The organism is Rhizobium sp. NLR8a (genome assembly GCF_019685235.1).
Taxonomy (GTDB): Bacteria; Pseudomonadota; Alphaproteobacteria; order Rhizobiales; family Rhizobiaceae; genus Rhizobium.
On record NZ_JABDWI010000023.1, the window covers coordinates 1 to 18475 of the forward strand.

Here is an 18475-nt window from a genome sequence, read left to right on the forward strand (position 1 = left end):
GAGATCTCGTCGAACGGGTTCATCGACATCTTCACATTGGCAAGCTCGACACCCGTGCCATCCGGCTTCACCCGGATCTTCACGTTGTAGTCGACAACCCGTTTGACGGGCACGAGAATCTTCATGGGGTCCTTCCTTCAGGGAAAACTGGCTTCAGAGACTTTTCTAGAAAATGCGCGCTCAGGCGCTGCTCCGATTGTCGAATGGCGACATGGATACGCGTTTTTCCTCCAATTTCAACGCTCGCATGACGCAGGCAGGCGATTTGACGGGCAATATATGGACGTTTACGTTCACGTCAATATCGCTATGAGCGCCGACCCCAGGGGAAGCGCTGCCCTATCCCGCCCCCCGTTCCGGCGGCGATGCTCGGAACGGCGCCGGGACTGTTTCTCACGGCCCGAGGTGTGACGATCTCCCGGTCGAAGAGCGGCACGCCGGACCGGCGCAAGACGAGGATTAAAATACCTCCGGCAATGATGCCGCCGACATGCGCGCCCCAGGAAACATCGCTTTCGGGTGTGATCGCCAGCATGACGAACTGCTGCCCGATCCACAAAAGCAGCGGCACGAAAGCCGGCAGGGGCAACGGCACACGGAAGAAGACCAGCACCCAAACCCTGACGCGCGGATGCAGCATGACATAGGCGGCAACCACGCCGGAGATCGCTCCCGATGCGCCGACCAGCGGCGCTTGCGACGTCATGCTGAACAGGCCGTGGCAGAGCGCGCCGGCGGCTGCGCAGGCGAGGTAGAACATCAGGAAGCGCAGATGCCCCATCGCATCCTCGACATTGTCGCCGAAGACCCAGAGGAAGATCATGTTACCGGCGAGATGCCAGAAGCCGGCGTGGACGAAGGCATAGGTGAGATAAGTCAGCGGTTCCGGCACGATTTCGAGCCCCGGCGCCAGCACCGCATCGCCGAAGACGATGGCCGGGATGTAACCGAGCCCGACTGTTGTCGCCTGGGCTGCCTGCTCGCTCTCCAGGCTGGTGAATAGCCAGATTGCGACATTCAGCGCGATCAGCGAGAGGGTCACCCACTGGACCTTGATATATTTCAGCGTATTGGCGTCGTGAAGTGGTATGAACATAAAGGCCCCCCGGCGATCGTCGTCGCGGCGAACCTATCTGTTTTTTCCGGGAACCCAAAGCACATCTGCTTGGCCCCGGTCATTTGCATGGCGCGCAGCGACGAAGAGGAAATCCGAGAGCCGGTTGACGTATTTCCTCGCCGACTCGCTGACGATTTCGCCGTCGGTGTGGGCAAGCGCCACCATCAGACGTTCGGCGCGCCGGGCAATCGTACGGGCAAGGTGCAGATATGCGGCAGCGGGGCTGCCGCCCGGCAGGATGAAGGATTTCAGCGGCTCGAGACCGGCGTTCAACTGATCGATATCGCTCTCGACGCGGGCGACCTGAGTCTCGATGATCCGCAGTGGTTCGTAGGCCGGCGTCTCACCGATATCCGGTGTGGCGAGATCCGCGCCGAGATCGAAGAGATCGTTCTGGATCGACATCAGCATGGCGTCGAGTTCGGGCAAGCCTGATGTGTGCAGCCGCGCCAGGCCGATCGCGGAATTGGCCTCGTCGATCGTGCCATAGGCTTCGACCCGCAGATCGTCCTTTGTCCGACGCGGGCCGGACACCAACCCGGTCGTGCCGTCATCGCCGGTTTTGGTGTAGATCTTGTTGAGTTTTACCATGTCGCACCGCCTAGCGGGAGGATTGTCGTTCCACCCCGACCTCCGTCATGCTCGGGCTTGACCCGAGCATCCAGATCGCATCGATCAGAGGCCGTGGCATAGATCCTCGGCTCAATGCCGAGGATGACGGAGAATGGAGTTGGCCCTTTCGCCAAACTTGATGCTGCGTGAAGAGACACCCCATCCGGGATCACGTCTCCTTGGTCATTCCTACTCCTCATCACACCAACCACTCCATAGTTTCCGTCAGCTCGGACGGCCGCCGCCGGTCAGCCAGAGCGTGATCATAATCAGGACGACGGCGATTGCCTGCAGCAGGACGCGAAGCTGCATCAGCTTGTTGGAAAGGTTGGCATCACCGCCCTTCATCATGTTGAAGAGGCCGCGGATCAGCACGAGGGCGACGATGCCCATGACGATGATCGCAAGGATATAGGTGGCCGTGGACATGGTATTCAGCTTTCTCGGTCAATCGGTCCAGCGCATCAGATTGTAGAAGAGGTCTGCCGGAAGCAGTCGCTTCAGGAGCATGCCCTGTTTAGCCGGAGTCGTTACAGGATAATGTGGCTTTGGTCTTTTCGAGTTCAATGCTTGTTTCAATACGGAGTAGACCGCGTCGGGGCCAAGTTTGTGGCGGTTGACCGGCCCCGATCCGTCGAGCCTCGCCAACTGTCTGGCATAATCTGCTGCGTGCGGCGAATTCTCGAGATCGATGTTTTCCCTGATCTTTGCGAGCGCGTTGGCGGTGAAACGCGTGGCGATCGGCCCAGGCTCGATCAGGCTCACATGGATGCCGCTGCCGTAAAGCTCCATACGCAGGGTGATGCTGAGCCCCTCGAGCGCAAATTTCGAGGCGGTATAGGCACCGCGATAGCGATAGGGGACCAGGCCGAGAATGGAGGAGCATTGCACGATCCGTCCGTGACCATGTTTGCGCATCGAGGGGATGAGCTGCCGCGTCAATTCGTGCCAGCCGAAGAAGTTCGCTTCGAACTGTGCGCGCAGCGCCGCCGTCGACAGATCCTCGACGGCGCCAGGCTGGCCGTAGGCACCATTGTTGAAGAGCGCGTCGATGCGGCCGCCGCTGCGGCCGAGGGCCGCGCCGACGAAGTCGGAAATCGTCTCGGCCCTGGCATAATCCATCACGAAGGCCTCGATGCCGTCGGCTTCCAGTGCCGGCAGATCATCCGCATTGCGCACCGTCGCAAAGACACGCCAGCCATCGGCCTTCAGCGCCCGGGCGCAGTAAGCGCCGATGCCGGAGGAACAGCCGGTGACGACGATTGTGCGCTGTTCCGCCATGGAATGATTCCTGTACAAAATGAGACTCGTTTCCCATATTCGGCCAGAGGATACAATCTGGAAGCCGGGGACGGAATGCGGAAGGTGCTGCGCACGATCTACGACGTGGTCTACGACGCGATCTGTCACATGGTCGAGGATGACGGATTTGCAATGGCGAGCCACGTGGCGCTGTCGAGCCTGCTTGCGGTTTTTCCCTTCCTGATCTTCGGCACGGCGCTTGCAAGCTTCCTCGGCGCCGATCAGTTTTCCTCCACCGCCATCCATCTGATCTTCGACACCTGGCCGGAAGCGATCGCCAAGCCGCTCGCCGACCAGGTGCTGCAGGTCCTGACCATTCAGCGCGGCGGGCTGCTGACGGTCTCGGTGCTGGCGGCTGCCTATTTCGCCTCGAACGGCGTCGAAGCGCTGCGCATCTCGCTCAACCGTGCCTATCGGGTGCAGGAAACGCGGCCGTGGTATTTCACCCGCCTCGCCAGCCTCGGCTATGTGCTGATTGCCGTCATCATCTTCGCGGCGATCAGCATTCTGCTGGTGGCCGTGCCATTGGCTCTCGACTATGCCAGGAAATGGCTTCCGCTGTTTGCCGATACGCTCGACATCGTCTTCAGCTGGCGCATCTACGGCACGCTTGTCGTGCTCACCGTCGGGCTGCTCGTCATGCATCTGTGGCTGCCGGCCGGTAAGCGGCGGGTGTTCGACGTCATTCCCGGCGTGCTGCTGACGCTGCTTCTGTGGCTCGCCGGCGCGCTGGTCTTTGCCTATTATCTTGCGACCTTCGCCAATTATACGGCGACCTATGCCGGTCTCGCCTCGGTGATGATCGTGCTGATCTTCCTCTACATGGTCGGCGTCATCTTCATCATCGGCGCAGAGATCAACGCGGCGCTGATCAAGTTCCGCGTCTTCCGGATGTTCTCGCACACGCTTTCGATCGTCGGCAGAGAGCGTGCCGAACGGCGGTCAGAGCCCGACAAGGCGGCGAATATCGGCCCCTGACATGCCCTGGGCACGCAATTCGGCAAGGCCGCTGTCACCTTCGCTTTTCGAAAGCTTGCGGCCATCGGCGTCGAGGATGAGACGATGATGGTGATAGAGAGGCTGGGGCAGGCCGAGCAGCACCTGCAGCAGCCGGTGGACCGACGTGGCGTGGAAGAGGTCGAGCCCACGCACGACATGGGTGACGCCCTGCAGCGCATCGTCGACGACCACCGAAAGATGATAGCTCGAGGGTGCATCCGAGCGAGACAGGATGACGTCTCCCCAGACCTCGGGTTCGGCGGCGATCTCGCCCGTCCTGCCGTCGCCGGTTTCGGTCCAGAACAGCAGTTCGCCGATCAGGTCGAGCGCCTTGCGCATATCGAGCCGCCAGGCATGTTTTTTCCCGGAGGCAAGAATATCCCGCCATTCGGCCTCGAGCCGCTCGCGATCAATCGGCGGGTAATGTGGCGTGCCATCGGGGTCGCGCGGCCAGGATTGGCCCGTTGCCTCGTAGGCGGAGACACGTGCCTTCACCTCGCCGCGCGTCAGGAAGGCGGGGTAGACCAGGCCGCGCTCGATCAATGCGTGGAGCGCCGCCTGATATTCCGGGAAATGTTCCGACTGCCGCCGCACCGGGCTTTCCCAATCGATAGCAAGCCAGTCGAGGTCCCTCAGGATGCCGGCCTCAAATTCGGGGGTGCAGCGCGCCTGGTCGATATCCTCAATGCGCAGCAGCAGGCGGCCATTTTCGGCTTCGGCCATGTCGCGGTTCAAAAAGGCCGACAGCGCATGGCCGAGATGCAGCGGTCCGTTCGGACTCGGCGCAAAACGAAAGACAGGCTTTTGACGCTCGCTCGTGGTCATGCTTTCTTCTGCCACGGATTTTGGTTTCGAACCACTGGGAGGACGCGTGCAGATCATCCGTAACGACGATGACGTCAGGCTGGGGCTCGAAGCATTGCTGCGCCTCGACCCTCGCCTTGCACCAATCGCGGCGGATGCAGGGCCTGTCCCATTGCGGTTGCGTGAACCCGGCTTTGCCGGCCTTGCCCATATCATCGTCTCGCAAATGGTCTCGCGCGCCAGCGCCGAGGCGATCTGGCGGCGGATGCTGCCGGCGGACGGGCCGTTGACGGCCGAAGGCTACGTGCTGCTTGCGCCGGAAGCATGGCGGGAATTCGGCCTGTCGCGCGCCAAGGCCGACACGCTGTCGCGGATTGCTGAAGCGGTTGTCTCCGACCGCCTCGATCTTTCCGGCCTCTGCCTGAAACCGCCGGACGAAGCGCTTGGTGAACTCACCGCCTTAAAGGGCGTCGGTCCGTGGACGGCGGAGGTCTATCTGATGTTCTGCGGCGGCCATGCCGATGTCTTTCCAGCCGGCGATGTGGCGCTGCAGAATGCCGTCGGTACCGCGCTTGGACTTGCGGCGCGGCCGCAAGCCAAGGCGCTTGCCAGGCTCTCGCAAGTCTGGTCGCCATGGCGCTCGGTGGCGGCGCGGCTTTTCTGGGCCTATTACGCCACGAAAATGCGGCGCGACATGCTGCCGATCGGCTGATCGGCAACACTCTTCAAATTGCCTTTATCCTCTGAATTTATTGGACTTCACAATCCTGTAACAACCGGCCTAATATACAGATGCAGATGCCGAATCGATCAGGAGAGTCCCTTGACGATTGCAGTCTCCCCGCAGGCCCTGCCGGCGCTCGTCCTGAACGCTGACTACCGGCCGCTGAGTTATTATCCCTTGTCGCTCTGGTCCTGGCAGGACGCGATCAAGGCGGTCTTTCTCGACCGTGTGAACATCATCGCGGAATATGAACATTCGGTTTCCTCACCGAGCTTTTCGATGCGGCTTCCGAGTGTCGTGTGCCTGAAGACTTACGTTCAGCCATCGCGCAATCCGGCTTTCACCCGGTTCAACGTCTTCCTGCGCGACCGGTTCGAGTGCCAGTATTGCGGCTCTCATGACGATCTGACGTTCGACCACGTCATCCCGCGTGCCCATGGCGGCGAGACGACCTGGGAGAATGTCGTGGCAGCCTGCTCGCCCTGCAATCTGCGCAAGGGCAGCAAGCTTCCGAAGCAGGCGGGCATGTTCCCGGCGCAAAAGCCCTACCAGCCGACGGTGCAGGATCTGCACAATAACGGCCGGCTGTTTCCGCCCAACTATCTGCATGAAAGCTGGCTCGACTATCTCTACTGGGATACCGAACTGCAGCCCTGATCGGCTCGCCTCACGCAGATTTGCGGACGCCGACGAAGGCGAAAGCTGCCAGCAGAATACCGGCTATCACGTTCCAACCTGCAAAAGACAGGCCAAGCACCCGCAGCGCTGCATCGGTGCAGGATGGACCTTTGATCGTATTGAGCTCGGTCAGCAGATCGCCGGCATTGCTCGTCATGCTGTTTGCGGTCGTCGAGCAGGTCGCCGGCCCCGGCCAGAAATGCCATTCCACGCCGGCGTGATAGACGCCCATGCCGGCCGTCACCAGCATCAGGATGCCGGCCGCAAGCAGCATTGCCCGGGAAATCCAGTTCGGCAGACCGGCAAGCTCGCATATGGCGGCGAGAATGGCGATCGGGATGGCATAATAATAGGGCTGGCGCTGCAAGAGGCAGAGTGCGCAGGGAATATAGCCGCCGATATATTGGAAGCCGAGCGCGGCGCCGACCACCGCCGCCATGCCGATAGCGAGCAATATCGAATAGGTAAAGCCGGGGCGGACGAGCGGCGAAGAGATGGCAGTCATGGCGGAACTCCGCAAGATGGGCCTAGTGAGCGAAAGAGCGGTAGCCGACATATAGCACGATCACGGCCCCGGCACCGATGCCGACGATCTGGCCGAGGCGCTTTTCGATGAAATGCCGGATCGGCTCGCCGTAGCGGCGCAGCAGCCAGGCGAGGAACAGGAAACGCGCGCCGCGCGCAACGATCGCCGAAACGATGAAAAGACCGAGATTGACGTGGATGACGCCGGACAGGATGGTCACGATCTTGATCGGCGGCAGATGTGCGAGACCTGATGTGACGAGCAGCAACAGGATCCACTCGTAGGTGACATAGGCCTTCATCTGCTCAAAGGCATCGAGCTTGCCGTAGAATGCGAGAACCGGCCGCGCCACCGTCTCGTAGGCGTAAAAGCCGAGCGCCCAACCGGCGATGCCGCCGAGCACGGAGGCGACGGTCGCGATCAGCGCATAGCGATAGGAGCGTTCCGGCTTGGCAAGCGCCATCGGCAGAAACAGCACATCGGCGGGGACGAGAAAGACGGAGCTTTCGACGAAGGCGATGACGGCGAGCCAGACTTCGGCCGATTTGCGCGAGGCCAGAGACATGGTCCAGTCGTAAAGTCTGCGAAGCATTCCATTCCTTTCCTATTGCGGTGCAAAAAGCTTTAGGGGTCGTATGCGGCGCTGTAAATGCTCGCCCGTGTCCTTCGTGCCACCGTCGTCTAAAAATTTTGTGATGCGGAGGCGTCGCCGCCTCTCCCAAGATTTCATGGGATTGCGAATCGGCCATTCTAGGGCAAGGTTTACGTGGTCGACGTGCAGGGTGGCATGAGAATGTTCAAAGTGATTGAAGGCGGCCTTGGGCGGGCCGTGCAGATGAATGACCGGGCCGAAGCGGGTTCGGGACCGAGCCGGGAAGATGTGCGCCGGGAAGCGAACCGGCGGCTCAAGGAAAGTGGTTATCACCCGTCCCGCATTCGGGAATTTGCCACCGGCGTGCCGATGCTGGCCTCCCTGAGATACCTGTCGATGCAGATCGATTTCGCGGCCGAGACCTTGTCGCGGCTCGACCCGATCCCGGACGATTTCCGCTCTGACGGCTATTGGCCGGCGGGCTGAGACGATCGCCGCGTCAGGATAGATCCATCGACTTTTCCCATTGCTGACGCAGGACGTTCATTTCGGTGCGTTTTTGCGCCATTTCGCTGACGACGGCGCGCAAGTTGGGATGATGCGACATGAACATATTGAAATCGCGCCGCTCGAGCACCTCGAACTGACAGAAGTCGACGGCGATGACGTCTGCCGTGCGCCTTCCGCCGCTCAGCAACGCCATTTCCCCGAAGAAGGCGCCCGGTTCCAGGCGGATCGCACCGCTGGCGAGACGTACTTCGACCGCGCCTGAGGAGATGAAATACATGCTGTCGCCGCGATCGCCGCGACGGATGACGCGTTCGCCTGGTGGAGCCGACTTCGCCTTGAAGAGCAGCAGCAGCTCTTCCTGCGCATCTTCCCCGACCTGAGAGAACAGCGGAAAGGTTTCGATCAGCTGCTGCATCTTCAACTGATGCTGGCGTTCTCGTTCCTCGCCGAGCGCCCTGATTTTTTCCAGTTCTTTGCCGAGCGTCTTCTGCCTCTTTCTGCCGAAATTTTCGAAGAGCGAGGGCCATTGCGCATGGATATGTTTCTTCAGGCCCTCGGTTGCGATGATCACGATCGGGTTGAGTGTGATCGACAGGATCGCTGCGGCAAGGATCAGATCCTGGCCTTCATGCGGCAGAAGCCCGAGCGAGACGCCGAGGCCGGCAAGGATGAAGGAAAATTCGCCGATCTGGGCAAGGCCGCCGGCCAAGGTCAGCCCCATGCCGATCGGATATCGCAGCATCATGACGATGGCGAAGGTGATGACGGCCTTGCCGAGAATGACGAGCGCCAGGGCGCCGATCACGGCCAACGGTTGGCGAACCAGGATCGAGGGGTCGAAGAGCATGCCGACCGAGACGAAGAACAGCACGGAGAAGGCGTTCTGCAAGGGCAGTGAATCGGCCGCTGCTCTGTGGCTGAGCTGGGATTCGCTCATGACGACGCCGGCGAAAAAGGCGCCGAGTGCAAAGGAGACACCGAAAATCGCCGCCGAGCCGAAAGCGATGCCGAGCGCGATTGCCAGCACCGTCAGCGTGAAGAGTTCGCGCGAGCCGGTGCGGGCGATCATCGTCAGCAGCCAGGGCACGATACGGGGGCCGAGGAAGATTGCCATCGCGGCGAAGGCCAGCACCTTGAACAAGGTCAGTCCGATCGTCAACACCAGCGGCAGCTCACCGAGGCCGTGATTCGTATCAACGGCGTGGCCGCCGAGAAGCTCTGCCAGCGCCGGCAGCAGCACCAGCGCCAGCACCATCACCAGATCCTCGACAATCAGCCAGCCGACGGCCACGCGCCCGCTCGGCGCATTGACGAGATTGCGCTCCTCCAGCGCCTTCAGGAGTACGACCGTACTCGCTACCGAGAGGCTGAGCCCGAACACGACGCCGGCGCCGAGGCTCCAGCCCCAGAGCGTGCAGAGGCCGATACCCAGCAGAGTGGCCAGAATAATTCGGCCGATCGCGCCCGGCACGGCGATCCCGCGTACGGCAAGCAGGTCGGAAGCGGAAAAATGCAGGCCGACGCCGAACATCAGCAGGATGACACCCATTTCGGCAAGCTGGCCGGCAAGGGCGGTATCGGCGACGAAACCTGGTGTGAGTGGCCCGATCAGGATGCCGGCCATCAGATAGCCAACGAGCGGCGGCAGTCGCAGCCGGTCGGCGCCATAACCGAGGACCGCCGCGAAAACAAAACTGACGGCGACCGTCGCGATGAGTCCCACTTCCTGATGCACGTCTGCCCTCGCCTGATGGTAACGGCGCCACCTTGGACGAAGCGCAAGCAAAATTAAATAGTTGATTTGCGTTTTGCGGCTGCTCTCGGAAGCGTCGGCTTGGTCACGAACAATAAATTCCGCGTCCACTCCAGAATGACAGGTTTGCCGCCTATGTCGGAACCACTTCCCTTTTGCTTCGTTGGCCCTTTAGACAAGGAGAAACGACATGCGAAAGATCATTCTGAACTGTGCCGTGACGGCCCTTGCCGCCTGCTCGTTTGCAGCGCCTGTTCTCGCCGACAGCGTCTATGTCAGGGAGCGTTCGTATGACGATGACTATCGTTACGAGCGGGAGCGGCCCGGCATCACCATCAGTGAGCGCGGCGTCACTCTCGGCGCTGTGCGCGAACGTGAGCACCGCCGCTACCGACATGATGGCTGCGAAACCAGGAGCGTCACCCGTCAGACCGATGAAGGCGAAGTAACCCGGACGGTTAGGCGCTGCTATTGACGAAGATTCGCGACAAAGACGAAGCCCGGCTCCCGCAAGCCGGGTTTTCGCGTTTCGAATGGCACGCACGCGCAATACGGTGGTGGAAGTGATCAGGCGGTGTTATGGGCACCCTTTCGTTCGAAGCGCATTTTCGGCGCACAGAACCCCGCACAGGAATTTTTCAGTATGATTGAGCTTACCCCATCCCAGATCGTCGCACTTAAACTCGCCAAGGCCGGAGATCTCTATCCTCAGCCGGCAAATAAATGGACGCATCAGAACGCGACGGTGACCTACGCAAAGACCGACCGCTGGAAAGAGCGGCCGCAGAAGGTGAAATCGGTCACGGCTAAGACGCTGGGCGAGTTGAGAGAGCCGGGCTTCCTCGAGCGGCGGCATCTCGACGATGACGCATCAAAAGATGTCTACGGCATCACGATGGCCGGCAAGATGTGGCTGCTGAAGAACAAGTAGTTTCGGGCAGATGTGAATTCGTTCCGTGCTTCCGCGTCAGCTTGATGATGCGGAGGCGTGACACGATTGTATTCGGGATAATGGTGCCGCTAAGCGGAGCATAATCGAACCAGTCCGCCTTCGTTCCTGACGGAACTGCGGCGCGGCTGCATCCGCCTCAATGCTCTCTTCGGCTCGCCGACCGAAGCTCACAGAGCGGAGGCTGGTGCCCCATGCCGGGGTCGAACCAGCACTTCTTTCGAAACTCGATTTTGAGTCGAGCGCGTCTACCAATTCCGCCAATGGGGCAACGGATACGGACGGGCGGCTGTCTAACATGCGAGCGCCCGCGCGCGCAAGACGGGCCGGCGAAGTTATCGCAATGAAGCGTTGGAAGATCCGGCCTGGTCTCGAGGCCGGATCCTGTTTCATATCAGTGGGCGGCGGCAGGGGCCGGGTTGGTCAGGCCGGACTTCTTCAGTGTGATCGCCAGGATCGAAGCCAAGAGGCAGAAGGCGCCGGCGACGAAGAAGGCGGGCAGGTAGCTCGACAGCTCCGTGCGCGACAGGCCGGCGCCATAGGCGGCGGTGGCGGCGCCCAGCTGATGGCCGGCAAAGACCCAGCCGAAGACGAGGCCGGCCTTTTCGCGGCCGAAGCGGTCGGCGGCAATCTTGACGGTCGGCGGCACGGTGGCGATCCAGTCGAGACCGTAGAAGATCGCGAAGATCGAGAGGCCATAGAAGCTGAAATCGCTGAAGGGCAGGTAGAGCAGCGAGAGACCGCGTAGGCCGTAATACCAGAACAGCAGCCAACGATTATCGAAGCGGTCGGAGAGCCAGCCGGAGCCGATGGTGCCGAAGAAATCGAAGATGCCCATGACGGCAAGCACGCTGGCGGCTGCCACCGGCACGATGCCGAAATCGCCGCAGAGGGTGACGAAATGGGTCTGGATCAGGCCGTTGGTGCTGAGGCCGCAGATGAAGAAGGTCGCAAACAGGATCCAGAAGGTCGAGGTCGTCGATATTTCGCGGAGCGTGGTGATCGGCGTCATCAGCGCAGCGCCGAGCGTCGTGCGGGCCGGCGCTGGCGCGACATGGGCTTCTCCCAGCGACGGCAGGTTCACGTCCGACGGGCGGTCACGCATGAAGAGAAGGACGAGAAGCGCGGCAACCATGATCATGGCGCAGACGAAGAACACGGTGGCACGCCAGCCGTAGCGTTCGGTGAGTTCCGCCATCAGCGGCAGGAAGACGAGCTGGCCGGTTGCCGAACTCGCCGAGAGCATGCCGACGACAAGGCCGCGGTGCTTGACAAACCAGCGCGTCGAAACCGTTGCCGCCAGCACCATGGCCGTCAGGCCGGTGCCGAAGCCGACGACGATGCCCCACAGCGCCAGCAGATGCCAAAGCCTGGTCATGAACAGCGAACCGATGAAGCCCGCGCCAATCAGCGCCAGTGCAAAGACGATGACCTTTCGCACGCCGAAATAATTCATGAAGGCGGCGGCGAACGGACCCATGAAACCGAAAAGGATCAAGCGGATCGCCAGAGCGGAGGAAATCTGCGACGTTTCCCAGCCGAACTCATCCTGGAGCGGCTTGATGAGGACGCCGGGGGCGCCCATGGCGCCTGCCGTCACCAGCATGGTCAGGAAGGTCGCGGCAACGACGACCCAACCGTAGTGAATGTTGCGCCGCGCAAGGGAGGAGGCAAGAACTGCTGAAACCATGAGGGGATTCCATTCGAATTCAGGTGGAGAAGATACAGAGCCGATTTACATGATGATCATCATATTTCTTGCTTATTGATGATGGACATCATATATTTTGTCAAGCGACGATTTCTGGAGATGAAGATGCGGGTCAGCCGCGAAAAATTTGCCGAGAACCGCGAGAAGATACTCAGTGTTGCCGGCGTGCTCTTTCGCGAGAACGGTTTCGACGGCGTCGGTGTCGTCGATATCATGAAGGCGGCGGGGCTGACGCATGGCGGCTTCTACGGCCACTTCAGTTCGAAGGACGAGTTGGCGCTTGAGGTCAGCCGCAAGCTGATCGACAAGGTCGAGAGGCGCTGGAAGGAACATATTGCCGAGTCTCCCCACCGGCCGCTGCAGGCACTTCTCGACCATTATATTCACTGGCGCACGGTTGACGATCCGGGCGGCAGCTGTGTTTTCGCGACTTTGATTCAGGAGGTGAGCCGCAGCCACGGCGCGATGCGCGCCGTCTTCAGCGACGGGCTGTCCGTATTGGTCGACACACTTGCCGATATCGTTCCCGGAAAGACCGACGACGAGCGCCGCGCCAATGCAGCGACGACGCTCTCATCGATGATGGGGGCCGTTATTCTCGCCCGCGCCGTCGAGGACAGGGCGCTTGCCGAGCAGTTTCTGGTGACGATGCGTCGGCAGCTCGATCCCGCCGGCGGTTACTTGAAGCCGGCGACGGCGTGCGGGACATAGGGGGCTTCCAGGGCCGCGATTTCCTCGGCGGTGAGTTTGACCGAGAGCGAGGCAACGGCATCGGTCAGGTGGTTCGGTTTGGATGCGCCGATGATCGGCGCGGTCACCACGCTCTTCTGCAGGATCCAGGCGGTGGCGACCTGGGCGCGGGAGATGCTGCGGGCTCTGGCGATTTCGGCGACGGCATCGACGATCTTGCGGTCGGCATCGATGGACTGCGTGTAGAGCGTCTTGCCGAATTCGTCGGTTTCGCTACGCGCCGTCGTCTCGTCCCAGTCGCGGGTCAGACGGCCGCGGGCCAGCGGGCTCCAGGGAATGACGGCGATCTTCTGGTCTGCGCAGAAGGGCAGCATTTCGCGCTCTTCCTCGCGGTAGAGCAGGTTCAGGTGGTCCTGCATGCTGACGAACTCGGTCCAGCCGTTCAGCCGGGAGACGTAGAGCGCCTTGGTGAATTGCCAGGCATACATGGATGAGGCGCCGATATAACGTGCCTTGCCCGATTTGACGACGTCATGCAGCGCTTCCAGCGTTTCCTCGATCGGCGTCGTATAGTCGAAACGATGAATCTGGTAGAGATCGACATAGTCGGTGCCGAGGCGCCGCAGGCTATTGTCGATCTCGTCGAAGATCGCTTTGCGCGACAGACCGGCACCGTTCGGGCCCGGCCGCATGCGGTTGAACACCTTGGTCGCAAGCACGATGTCTTCGCGCTTGGCGAAGTCTTTGATGGCACGGCCGACGATCTCCTCCGAAGAGCCGTTGGAATAGGTGTTGGCGGTGTCGAGGAAATTGATTCCGAGGTCGATCGCCTGCTTGATTATCGTCCGGCTTTCCTCTTCCCGCAGGCTCCAGGCATGATTGCCGCGGCCGGGATCACCGAAGGTCATGCAGCCGAGGCAGACTTTCGAAACTTCGAGCCCGGTCTTTCCGAATTTGACGTATTCCATGAAACGCTCCAAGACTTGAGATAACCCCGCGCGGCGTTTCATGATCTAGTGCGCAACTGCGAAAGTCGCAGGGGCTGAATGAACAATCTGCGGACTACGCATACAATGGTGTGTGATCGGCTCGTTTTTCTCTGCAGCTTGCGTATCCGCGCCGCACGGTGTTAGCTGCCGCAGCATTCACCGGAACTCGACTATGCGACTGCCGTCCCTTGATCGTTATGACGATCTCTGCCGTGATTTTTCCTGGCGGATTCCGGAGGATTTCAATATCGGCCGCGCCGTCAGCGACGAATGGGCGGTGCGAGATCCGGGACGCGTCTGTCTGGAGCATTTCAGCCCGGACGGCGACGATCTTTCGCTGACCTATGGTGAACTTTCCGCGGCCTCTTCGATGTTCGCCAATGCGCTGGCATCGCTCGGCATCAAGCGTGGCGATCGCGTCGCTCTGCTGGTGCCCCAGTCCTTCGAGACCGTGATTGCGCACGTCGCAATCTATAAGATGGGCGCGATCGCCCTGCCGCTGGCGCTGCTGTTCGGCGTCGAGGCGCTTGAATATCGGCTCAGAATCTCAGGCGCGGCGGCAATTATCACCAATGATTTCGGCCTTGATCGGGTCCGGCAAATCCGCGATCGCCTGCCGGAACTGCGACATGTGATCAGTGTCAGCGGCGCTCGCGACGCCCTCTCCTTTGCCGATCTGACCGCCTCGCATGCGCCGGTCTTCGAGGGAGAGAAGACAACACCCGACGATCCGGCGCTGATGATCTTCACCTCGGGCACGACAGGGCCGCCCAAGGGCGCATTGCATGGCCACCGTGTTCTGCCCGGGCATATTCCCGGCATGCAGTTCGCCCATGAAGGGTTTCCCAAGGCGGGCGACAAGGTCTGGACCCCGTCCGACTGGGCCTGGGCCGGCGGTCTTCTCAACGCGTTGCTGCCGAGCCTTCTGCTCGGCGTTCCCGTCGTCTCGTCGCCGGCGCAGAAATTCGATGCCAACACGGCCTATCGGATCATGGCGGAGATGAAGGTGCGCAATGCCTTCATCCCGCCGACGGCGCTGCGGCTGATGCGGTCGGTTTCCGATCCGCGGTCGAAATATGATCTGGTGTTGCGCACCATCGGCTCGGCGGGAGAAGCGCTCGGCCGCGAGACCTATGACTGGGCGCGGCGCACGCTCGACATCACCGTCAACGAATTCTACGGCCAGACGGAATGCAATTTCGTGCTGTCGTCGAGTGCTGCCTTTGGCGTCACCAAGGCGGGCGCCATCGGACGCGCGGTGCCCGGCCATCGCGTCGCGATCGTCAGCGAGGCCGGTGACGAACTGCCGGCGGGCGAATCCGGTCAGATCGCCATCGCGAGTCCCGATCCCGTGATGTTCCTCGGCTATTGGAACGATGCGGCGGCGACCGCGCGAAAATTTCTTCACGGCTGGCTGCTTACCGGTGACATCGGCCGGCAGGACGAAGACGGCTACGTCACCTTTGAAGGCCGTGACGACGACGTCATCACCTCGTCCGGGTATCGCATCGGCCCGGCCGAGATCGAGGATTGCCTGATCGGCCATCCCGCCGTGCAGCTTGCCGCGGCCGTCGGCAAACCCGATGCGGTGCGCACCGAGATCGTCAAGGCCTACATCGTGCTATCACCCGGTCATTCGCCGAGCGAGTCGCTGGCCGCCGAAATCAGGGAATGGGTGAAGATGCGGCTTTCGATGCACGAATATCCGCGCGAGGTGGAATTCGTCGAGTCATTGCCGCTGACGACAACCGGCAAGGTCATCCGCCGGCTGCTGCGAGAGAAAGCTGCGGCTGAGGGCTGAGCGCCGCCCGGAGATGCTTTAGCCTCGGCCGGTGAGCGACATGATCTTCTCGCGCAGCATCTTCGCCATGTTGCGCGTGCTGCGGTACATGTGGAGCTGGGCGGCGGCCTGGCGCATGTCGCGGTCGCCGTTCTGGGTCAGGCCGATGACCAAAGTTCCCATCTCCTCGCGCTCCTGCCACAAGCGACTCATGATCGGATGGTCGGAGACGGCACAGGAATCGGAGCGCACGATATTGGCGTCATCGAGATGCCATTCCGTGAGTTCGCTCATCAAGAGCTTGCCCGGCGAATAGCGGGCATAGTTCTCATCATAGGCGGTCTTCCAGGTATAGGCCTCGCCGCCCATCATCAACACCACGATGGCAGCGATCGCTTTGCCGTTGAGATCGATCGTGTGGATACGCACGGCGTCGACGGCGGCAAGGTTCGACACGGCCTCGCGCGCGAATGCGGTATGGTAGCGATCGGTGACGAGAGCGCTTCGCCGTTTGCCCTTCCAGCCGCCAGCCTCCATCGCCAAGAATTCCTCGAAACGGACGTGGACGTCGCGCGGCTGGCGGGCGACGGCATAGACCGCCGTTCCCTGTTCCTCCAGCAGGCGCCACTGGCGGCGCATCTCACGCATGTGCGACGAGGAGATGGTTTTGCCGAGATAGGCGGGCGCCTCTTCCTCACTCTGCAGCATCGGGCGCTGATAGGGATTGGTCACGGTGAGCGGAAGGTTGCGGCCGAGCGCCACGGCCTTGAGCATGCGCACGAAAATGCCGTTCAATCTCAGGTCCGGCAAGACCAGTGTGCTCGGCAGGTTGAGATCGGGAGCGATCAGCCCTTCGAAGAAATTGTCGAGGGTTTCGGCCGCATCTTCGCTGTCGACGAGCGGTGTGCCGAGCGGACCGAAGCTGTTCGACCAGCCGCGGATGATCGAGGGGCCGACGGCAAAGCCCGGTCTGTCGACCGAAAACGGCAGGAGGAAGCGCATGCGGCTGCGGCCGGCGCTGTAATCGCGGATCAGGGCGAAATTTACTTGCCGGTCTTCGATCCGCGGCATGGCGGGCGCAAGGAAGCGGCCGGAGAAAAAGACGTTCGGTTCCATCGCTCGGTTGGAAAGGAAGTCGAGCTCGTCCTGAAGTTCGTAGCCGAGCTTGCCGGGATAGAGGCAGAGCTCGCGCCCCGGCCGGCCGATCTCGGCGCGGGCCTCGGCCTGCGGCGCTTCAAAATGCAGCGCCGCGAGCTCATGGATCATGCGGTTGCTGATGCTGTCGGTGCTTTCGGTGACGGGTGGTAGGCGCACCATCTATCGAACTCTCATTTCTGGCGTTGCGGCGGAGGGGCTGGCGAAGGCGAAGAGGACGATGCCGAGCGTGCGGCGCACGGCGACATGCAGGAGGATAGCCTCGACTGCCATGGCCGAGGCGGTGGCGACGGCGGTGCCTTCGATGCCGTAGTGCGGGATCAAAGCAAGGTTGAGGCTGACATTGGCGGCCAATGCGCCGGCATAGAGAGCCACACAGAGGTTCTGCTTGCCCGCCATCATCAGCAGCGTTTCGGCCGGGCCGACCAGTGACTTGGCAAGGATGCCGGCGAGCAGGATCGCCATGACAAGATAACCTGACGTGAAGGCGCCGCCGAACAGCGACAGCAGCAGGTGGCCGGCCGCGAGCACGACGAGGCCGACTCCGAACGCCGGCCAGAAGGTCCAGCGGGCGGCGTCGGCGGCGGCCGCCGCCAGTTGAGCGTGGTCGCCTTCGGCAATAATCGAGGAAAAGCGCGGGCCGGAAGCGGCCTTGACGGAGAAATTGATGAAATGCACCAGCGCCATGGTCTTGGCGGCGGCGAAATAGATAGCGACGTCGTGCGGTTCAAGGAAAATGCCGACGACGACGACATCTGAATTGGTGAGCAGGAAACTCACGCCTTCGATCAGGAAGATCGGGAAGGCTACACTGAGCCAGGCGAGGAAATCGATCTTGCGCGGACCTTCGTCATAGTGCCGGCGAAGACGATAGAGTGTCGCGCCATATTGGCCAAGCGCGGTGACGAAGGTGGCGGCAAGCGCCGCCTGCATGGCCGTGACGGCCGTATGCTCTGCGCCCATCGCAATCGCGATCAGCATGAAGGCGATGATGAGGACCGGCCGGACGATATAGACCGGGCTCAGCGCCATCACCGGCCAATGGTTCGCCCGCGACGTGCCTTCCAGAATATCGCCAAGCGCGATCATCGGCATGGCAAGCAGGCCGAGGAAGATCGGGATGACGTAATAGGCTTCGATCCTATCGCCGAAGAAATGCAGCCCGATCATGCCGGCGGCGAGCATCACTGTGCCGGAAAGCATCGCAAAGATGCGTGCCGTGCCGGTCAGGCCGCGGATTTCGTCGAAGGCGCCCGCCGCCTTGTACTGCGGCAGAAAGCGGACGATCGCGGTGTGGAAGCCAAGGCAGGAGAGATCGCCGAAGACGACGATCAGCACCCAGACGAAAACGAAGATGCCATATTCATATTCGCCCATCAGCCGTGCGAGCACGATCTGGGAGATAAAGGCGAGCGCGGCGCTGAGGATACGGATCGAGAAGGCCGTCAGCGCCATCCGCCGGGCGGCCGCTTTTTCGCCGCCTTCGGTGAGCATGGCGGCAAACATGCGCAGCGTGCGGCCGCCGATCGGGCGCAGGCCCGCGGGCAGCAGTTTCTCCGCTGTTTCTATGACCGCCATGATGAA

The 18475-nt window shown here is 61.5% G+C and carries 20 protein-coding genes, 1 tRNA gene and 1 pseudogene; 8 read left to right on the forward strand and 14 right to left on the reverse strand.

Features of this window, described 5'->3' with window-relative positions; translation table 11 throughout:
• The 5 genes and pseudogenes from HJC04_RS30585 to HJC04_RS30605 all read right to left on the reverse strand — a co-directional run.
• A pseudogene (locus HJC04_RS30585) lies at positions 1-125 on the reverse strand (electron transfer flavoprotein subunit beta/FixA family protein); the annotation flags it as partial.
• Between the two features lie 182 nt (positions 126-307).
• Positions 308-1096 carry a rhomboid family intramembrane serine protease gene (locus HJC04_RS30590; protein ID WP_210632873.1) on the reverse strand — a complete coding sequence of 263 codons (789 nt, stop codon included), beginning with the start codon at positions 1094-1096 and terminating at the stop codon, positions 308-310.
• Between the two features lie 33 nt (positions 1097-1129).
• Positions 1130-1708: a cob(I)yrinic acid a,c-diamide adenosyltransferase gene (locus HJC04_RS30595; protein ID WP_210632872.1), complete on the reverse strand. Its 579-nt coding sequence runs from the start codon at positions 1706-1708 to the stop codon at positions 1130-1132.
• 246 nt (positions 1709-1954) lie between these two features.
• Positions 1955-2158: a twin transmembrane helix small protein gene (locus HJC04_RS30600; protein WP_210632871.1), complete on the reverse strand. Its 204-nt coding sequence runs from the start codon at positions 2156-2158 to the stop codon at positions 1955-1957.
• Positions 2159-2176: 18 nt separating this feature from the next.
• Positions 2177-3010: an SDR family oxidoreductase gene (locus tag HJC04_RS30605; RefSeq protein ID WP_221147777.1), complete on the reverse strand. Its 834-nt coding sequence runs from the start codon at positions 3008-3010 to the stop codon at positions 2177-2179.
• Positions 3011-3085: 75 nt separating this feature from the next.
• Between HJC04_RS30605 and HJC04_RS30610 the strand changes: the two genes are divergently transcribed.
• Positions 3086-4009 (forward strand): YihY/virulence factor BrkB family protein, encoded by a 924-nt coding sequence (locus HJC04_RS30610; protein WP_210632869.1) that lies wholly within the window; start codon positions 3086-3088, stop codon positions 4007-4009.
• Here the strand turns inward: HJC04_RS30610 and gluQRS are convergent.
• Positions 3974-4855, reverse strand: a complete 882-nt coding sequence (gluQRS, locus tag HJC04_RS30615) for a tRNA glutamyl-Q(34) synthetase GluQRS (protein WP_210632868.1) — start codon at positions 4853-4855, stop codon at positions 3974-3976. The two genes, HJC04_RS30610 and gluQRS, sit on opposite strands and share 36 nt — an antisense overlap.
• On the opposite strand from gluQRS, the gene HJC04_RS30620 reads away from it, so the two are divergent.
• Positions 4854-5546, forward strand: a complete 693-nt coding sequence (locus tag HJC04_RS30620) for a DNA-3-methyladenine glycosylase (RefSeq protein ID WP_210632867.1) — start codon at positions 4854-4856, stop codon at positions 5544-5546. The two genes, gluQRS and HJC04_RS30620, sit on opposite strands and share 2 nt — an antisense overlap.
• A 111-nt stretch (positions 5547-5657) precedes the next feature.
• A complete protein-coding gene (locus HJC04_RS30625; protein ID WP_064710619.1) occupies positions 5658-6215 on the forward strand; it encodes an HNH endonuclease in 558 nt (185 codons plus the stop codon).
• 10 nt (positions 6216-6225) lie between these two features.
• Here HJC04_RS30625 and HJC04_RS30630 read toward each other — a convergent pair whose 3' ends face one another.
• Complete coding sequence (locus HJC04_RS30630; protein WP_210632866.1) at positions 6226-6741, reverse strand: disulfide bond formation protein B; 516 nt, start codon at positions 6739-6741, stop codon at positions 6226-6228.
• Between the two features lie 22 nt (positions 6742-6763).
• Positions 6764-7354, reverse strand: a complete 591-nt coding sequence (locus HJC04_RS30635; RefSeq protein ID WP_210632865.1) for a YqaA family protein — start codon at positions 7352-7354, stop codon at positions 6764-6766.
• Positions 7355-7549: 195 nt separating this feature from the next.
• Between HJC04_RS30635 and HJC04_RS30640 the strand changes: the two genes are divergently transcribed.
• Positions 7550-7840 carry a hypothetical protein gene (locus HJC04_RS30640; RefSeq protein WP_210633038.1) on the forward strand — a complete coding sequence of 97 codons (291 nt, stop codon included), beginning with the start codon at positions 7550-7552 and terminating at the stop codon, positions 7838-7840.
• Positions 7841-7853: 13 nt separating this feature from the next.
• Here the strand turns inward: HJC04_RS30640 and HJC04_RS30645 are convergent, their stop codons facing one another.
• Complete coding sequence (locus tag HJC04_RS30645) at positions 7854-9599, reverse strand: cation:proton antiporter (protein ID WP_210632864.1); 1746 nt, start codon at positions 9597-9599, stop codon at positions 7854-7856.
• A gap of 208 nt (positions 9600-9807) precedes the next feature.
• Between HJC04_RS30645 and HJC04_RS30650 the strand changes: the two genes are divergently transcribed.
• Positions 9808-10092 (forward strand): hypothetical protein, encoded by a 285-nt coding sequence (locus HJC04_RS30650; RefSeq protein ID WP_210632863.1) that lies wholly within the window; start codon positions 9808-9810, stop codon positions 10090-10092.
• 168 nt (positions 10093-10260) lie between these two features.
• A complete protein-coding gene (locus HJC04_RS30655) occupies positions 10261-10548 on the forward strand; it encodes a hypothetical protein (protein WP_210632862.1) in 288 nt (95 codons plus the stop codon).
• 203 nt (positions 10549-10751) lie between these two features.
• Here HJC04_RS30655 and HJC04_RS30660 read toward each other — a convergent pair.
• Both HJC04_RS30660 and HJC04_RS30665 read right to left on the reverse strand, forming a co-directional pair.
• A tRNA-Leu gene (locus tag HJC04_RS30660) sits at positions 10752-10836 on the reverse strand.
• Between the two features lie 124 nt (positions 10837-10960).
• Positions 10961-12256: an MFS transporter gene (locus tag HJC04_RS30665; protein ID WP_210632861.1), complete on the reverse strand. Its 1296-nt coding sequence runs from the start codon at positions 12254-12256 to the stop codon at positions 10961-10963.
• 126 nt (positions 12257-12382) lie between these two features.
• Here HJC04_RS30665 and HJC04_RS30670 point away from each other — a divergent pair, with 126 nt between their 5' ends.
• Positions 12383-12988, forward strand: coding sequence for a TetR/AcrR family transcriptional regulator (locus HJC04_RS30670; protein WP_221147778.1), 606 nt, complete (start codon positions 12383-12385; stop codon positions 12986-12988).
• Here the strand turns inward: HJC04_RS30670 and HJC04_RS30675 are convergent.
• Positions 12955-13935 (reverse strand): aldo/keto reductase, encoded by a 981-nt coding sequence (locus HJC04_RS30675; RefSeq protein WP_210632859.1) that lies wholly within the window; start codon positions 13933-13935, stop codon positions 12955-12957. The genes HJC04_RS30670 and HJC04_RS30675 overlap by 34 nt on opposite strands.
• Before the next feature lie 193 nt (positions 13936-14128).
• Here HJC04_RS30675 and HJC04_RS30680 point away from each other — a divergent pair, with 193 nt between their 5' ends.
• Complete coding sequence (locus HJC04_RS30680) at positions 14129-15757, forward strand: AMP-binding protein (protein WP_210632858.1); 1629 nt, start codon at positions 14129-14131, stop codon at positions 15755-15757.
• Positions 15758-15775: 18 nt separating this feature from the next.
• Here HJC04_RS30680 and HJC04_RS30685 read toward each other — a convergent pair whose 3' ends face one another.
• Positions 15776-17053 carry a GNAT family N-acetyltransferase gene (locus tag HJC04_RS30685; RefSeq protein WP_210632857.1) on the reverse strand — a complete coding sequence of 426 codons (1278 nt, stop codon included), beginning with the start codon at positions 17051-17053 and terminating at the stop codon, positions 15776-15778.
• Positions 17054-18469 (reverse strand): lipopolysaccharide biosynthesis protein, encoded by a 1416-nt coding sequence (locus tag HJC04_RS30690; RefSeq protein ID WP_221147779.1) that lies wholly within the window; start codon positions 18467-18469, stop codon positions 17054-17056. It lies immediately after the preceding gene.
• Positions 18470-18475: the final 6 nt, after the last annotated feature.

Coding starts and splice junctions, on each gene's coding strand:
- HJC04_RS30600 (WP_210632871.1), bottom strand. CDS start 2,158: ATGTCCACGGCCACCTATATCCTTGCGATCATCGTCATGGGCATCGTC.
- HJC04_RS30595 (WP_210632872.1), bottom strand. CDS start 1,708: ATGGTAAAACTCAACAAGATCTACACCAAAACCGGCGATGACGGCACG.
- HJC04_RS30665 (WP_210632861.1), bottom strand. CDS start 12,256: ATGGTTTCAGCAGTTCTTGCCTCCTCCCTTGCGCGGCGCAACATTCAC.
- HJC04_RS30650 (WP_210632863.1), top strand. CDS start 9,808: ATGCGAAAGATCATTCTGAACTGTGCCGTGACGGCCCTTGCCGCCTGC.
- HJC04_RS30610 (WP_210632869.1), top strand. CDS start 3,086: ATGCGGAAGGTGCTGCGCACGATCTACGACGTGGTCTACGACGCGATC.
- HJC04_RS30675 (WP_210632859.1), bottom strand. CDS start 13,935: ATGGAATACGTCAAATTCGGAAAGACCGGGCTCGAAGTTTCGAAAGTC.
- HJC04_RS30620 (WP_210632867.1), top strand. CDS start 4,854: ATGCTTTCTTCTGCCACGGATTTTGGTTTCGAACCACTGGGAGGACGC.
- gluQRS (WP_210632868.1), bottom strand. CDS start 4,855: ATGACCACGAGCGAGCGTCAAAAGCCTGTCTTTCGTTTTGCGCCGAGT.
- HJC04_RS30680 (WP_210632858.1), top strand. CDS start 14,129: ATGCGACTGCCGTCCCTTGATCGTTATGACGATCTCTGCCGTGATTTT.
- HJC04_RS30630 (WP_210632866.1), bottom strand. CDS start 6,741: ATGACTGCCATCTCTTCGCCGCTCGTCCGCCCCGGCTTTACCTATTCG.
- HJC04_RS30670 (WP_221147778.1), top strand. CDS start 12,383: ATGCGGGTCAGCCGCGAAAAATTTGCCGAGAACCGCGAGAAGATACTC.
- HJC04_RS30590 (WP_210632873.1), bottom strand. CDS start 1,096: ATGTTCATACCACTTCACGACGCCAATACGCTGAAATATATCAAGGTC.
- HJC04_RS30640 (WP_210633038.1), top strand. CDS start 7,550: ATGAGAATGTTCAAAGTGATTGAAGGCGGCCTTGGGCGGGCCGTGCAG.
- HJC04_RS30635 (WP_210632865.1), bottom strand. CDS start 7,354: ATGCTTCGCAGACTTTACGACTGGACCATGTCTCTGGCCTCGCGCAAA.
- HJC04_RS30655 (WP_210632862.1), top strand. CDS start 10,261: ATGATTGAGCTTACCCCATCCCAGATCGTCGCACTTAAACTCGCCAAG.
- HJC04_RS30685 (WP_210632857.1), bottom strand. CDS start 17,053: ATGGTGCGCCTACCACCCGTCACCGAAAGCACCGACAGCATCAGCAAC.
- HJC04_RS30690 (WP_221147779.1), bottom strand. CDS start 18,469: ATGGCGGTCATAGAAACAGCGGAGAAACTGCTGCCCGCGGGCCTGCGC.
- HJC04_RS30605 (WP_221147777.1), bottom strand. CDS start 3,010: ATGGCGGAACAGCGCACAATCGTCGTCACCGGCTGTTCCTCCGGCATC.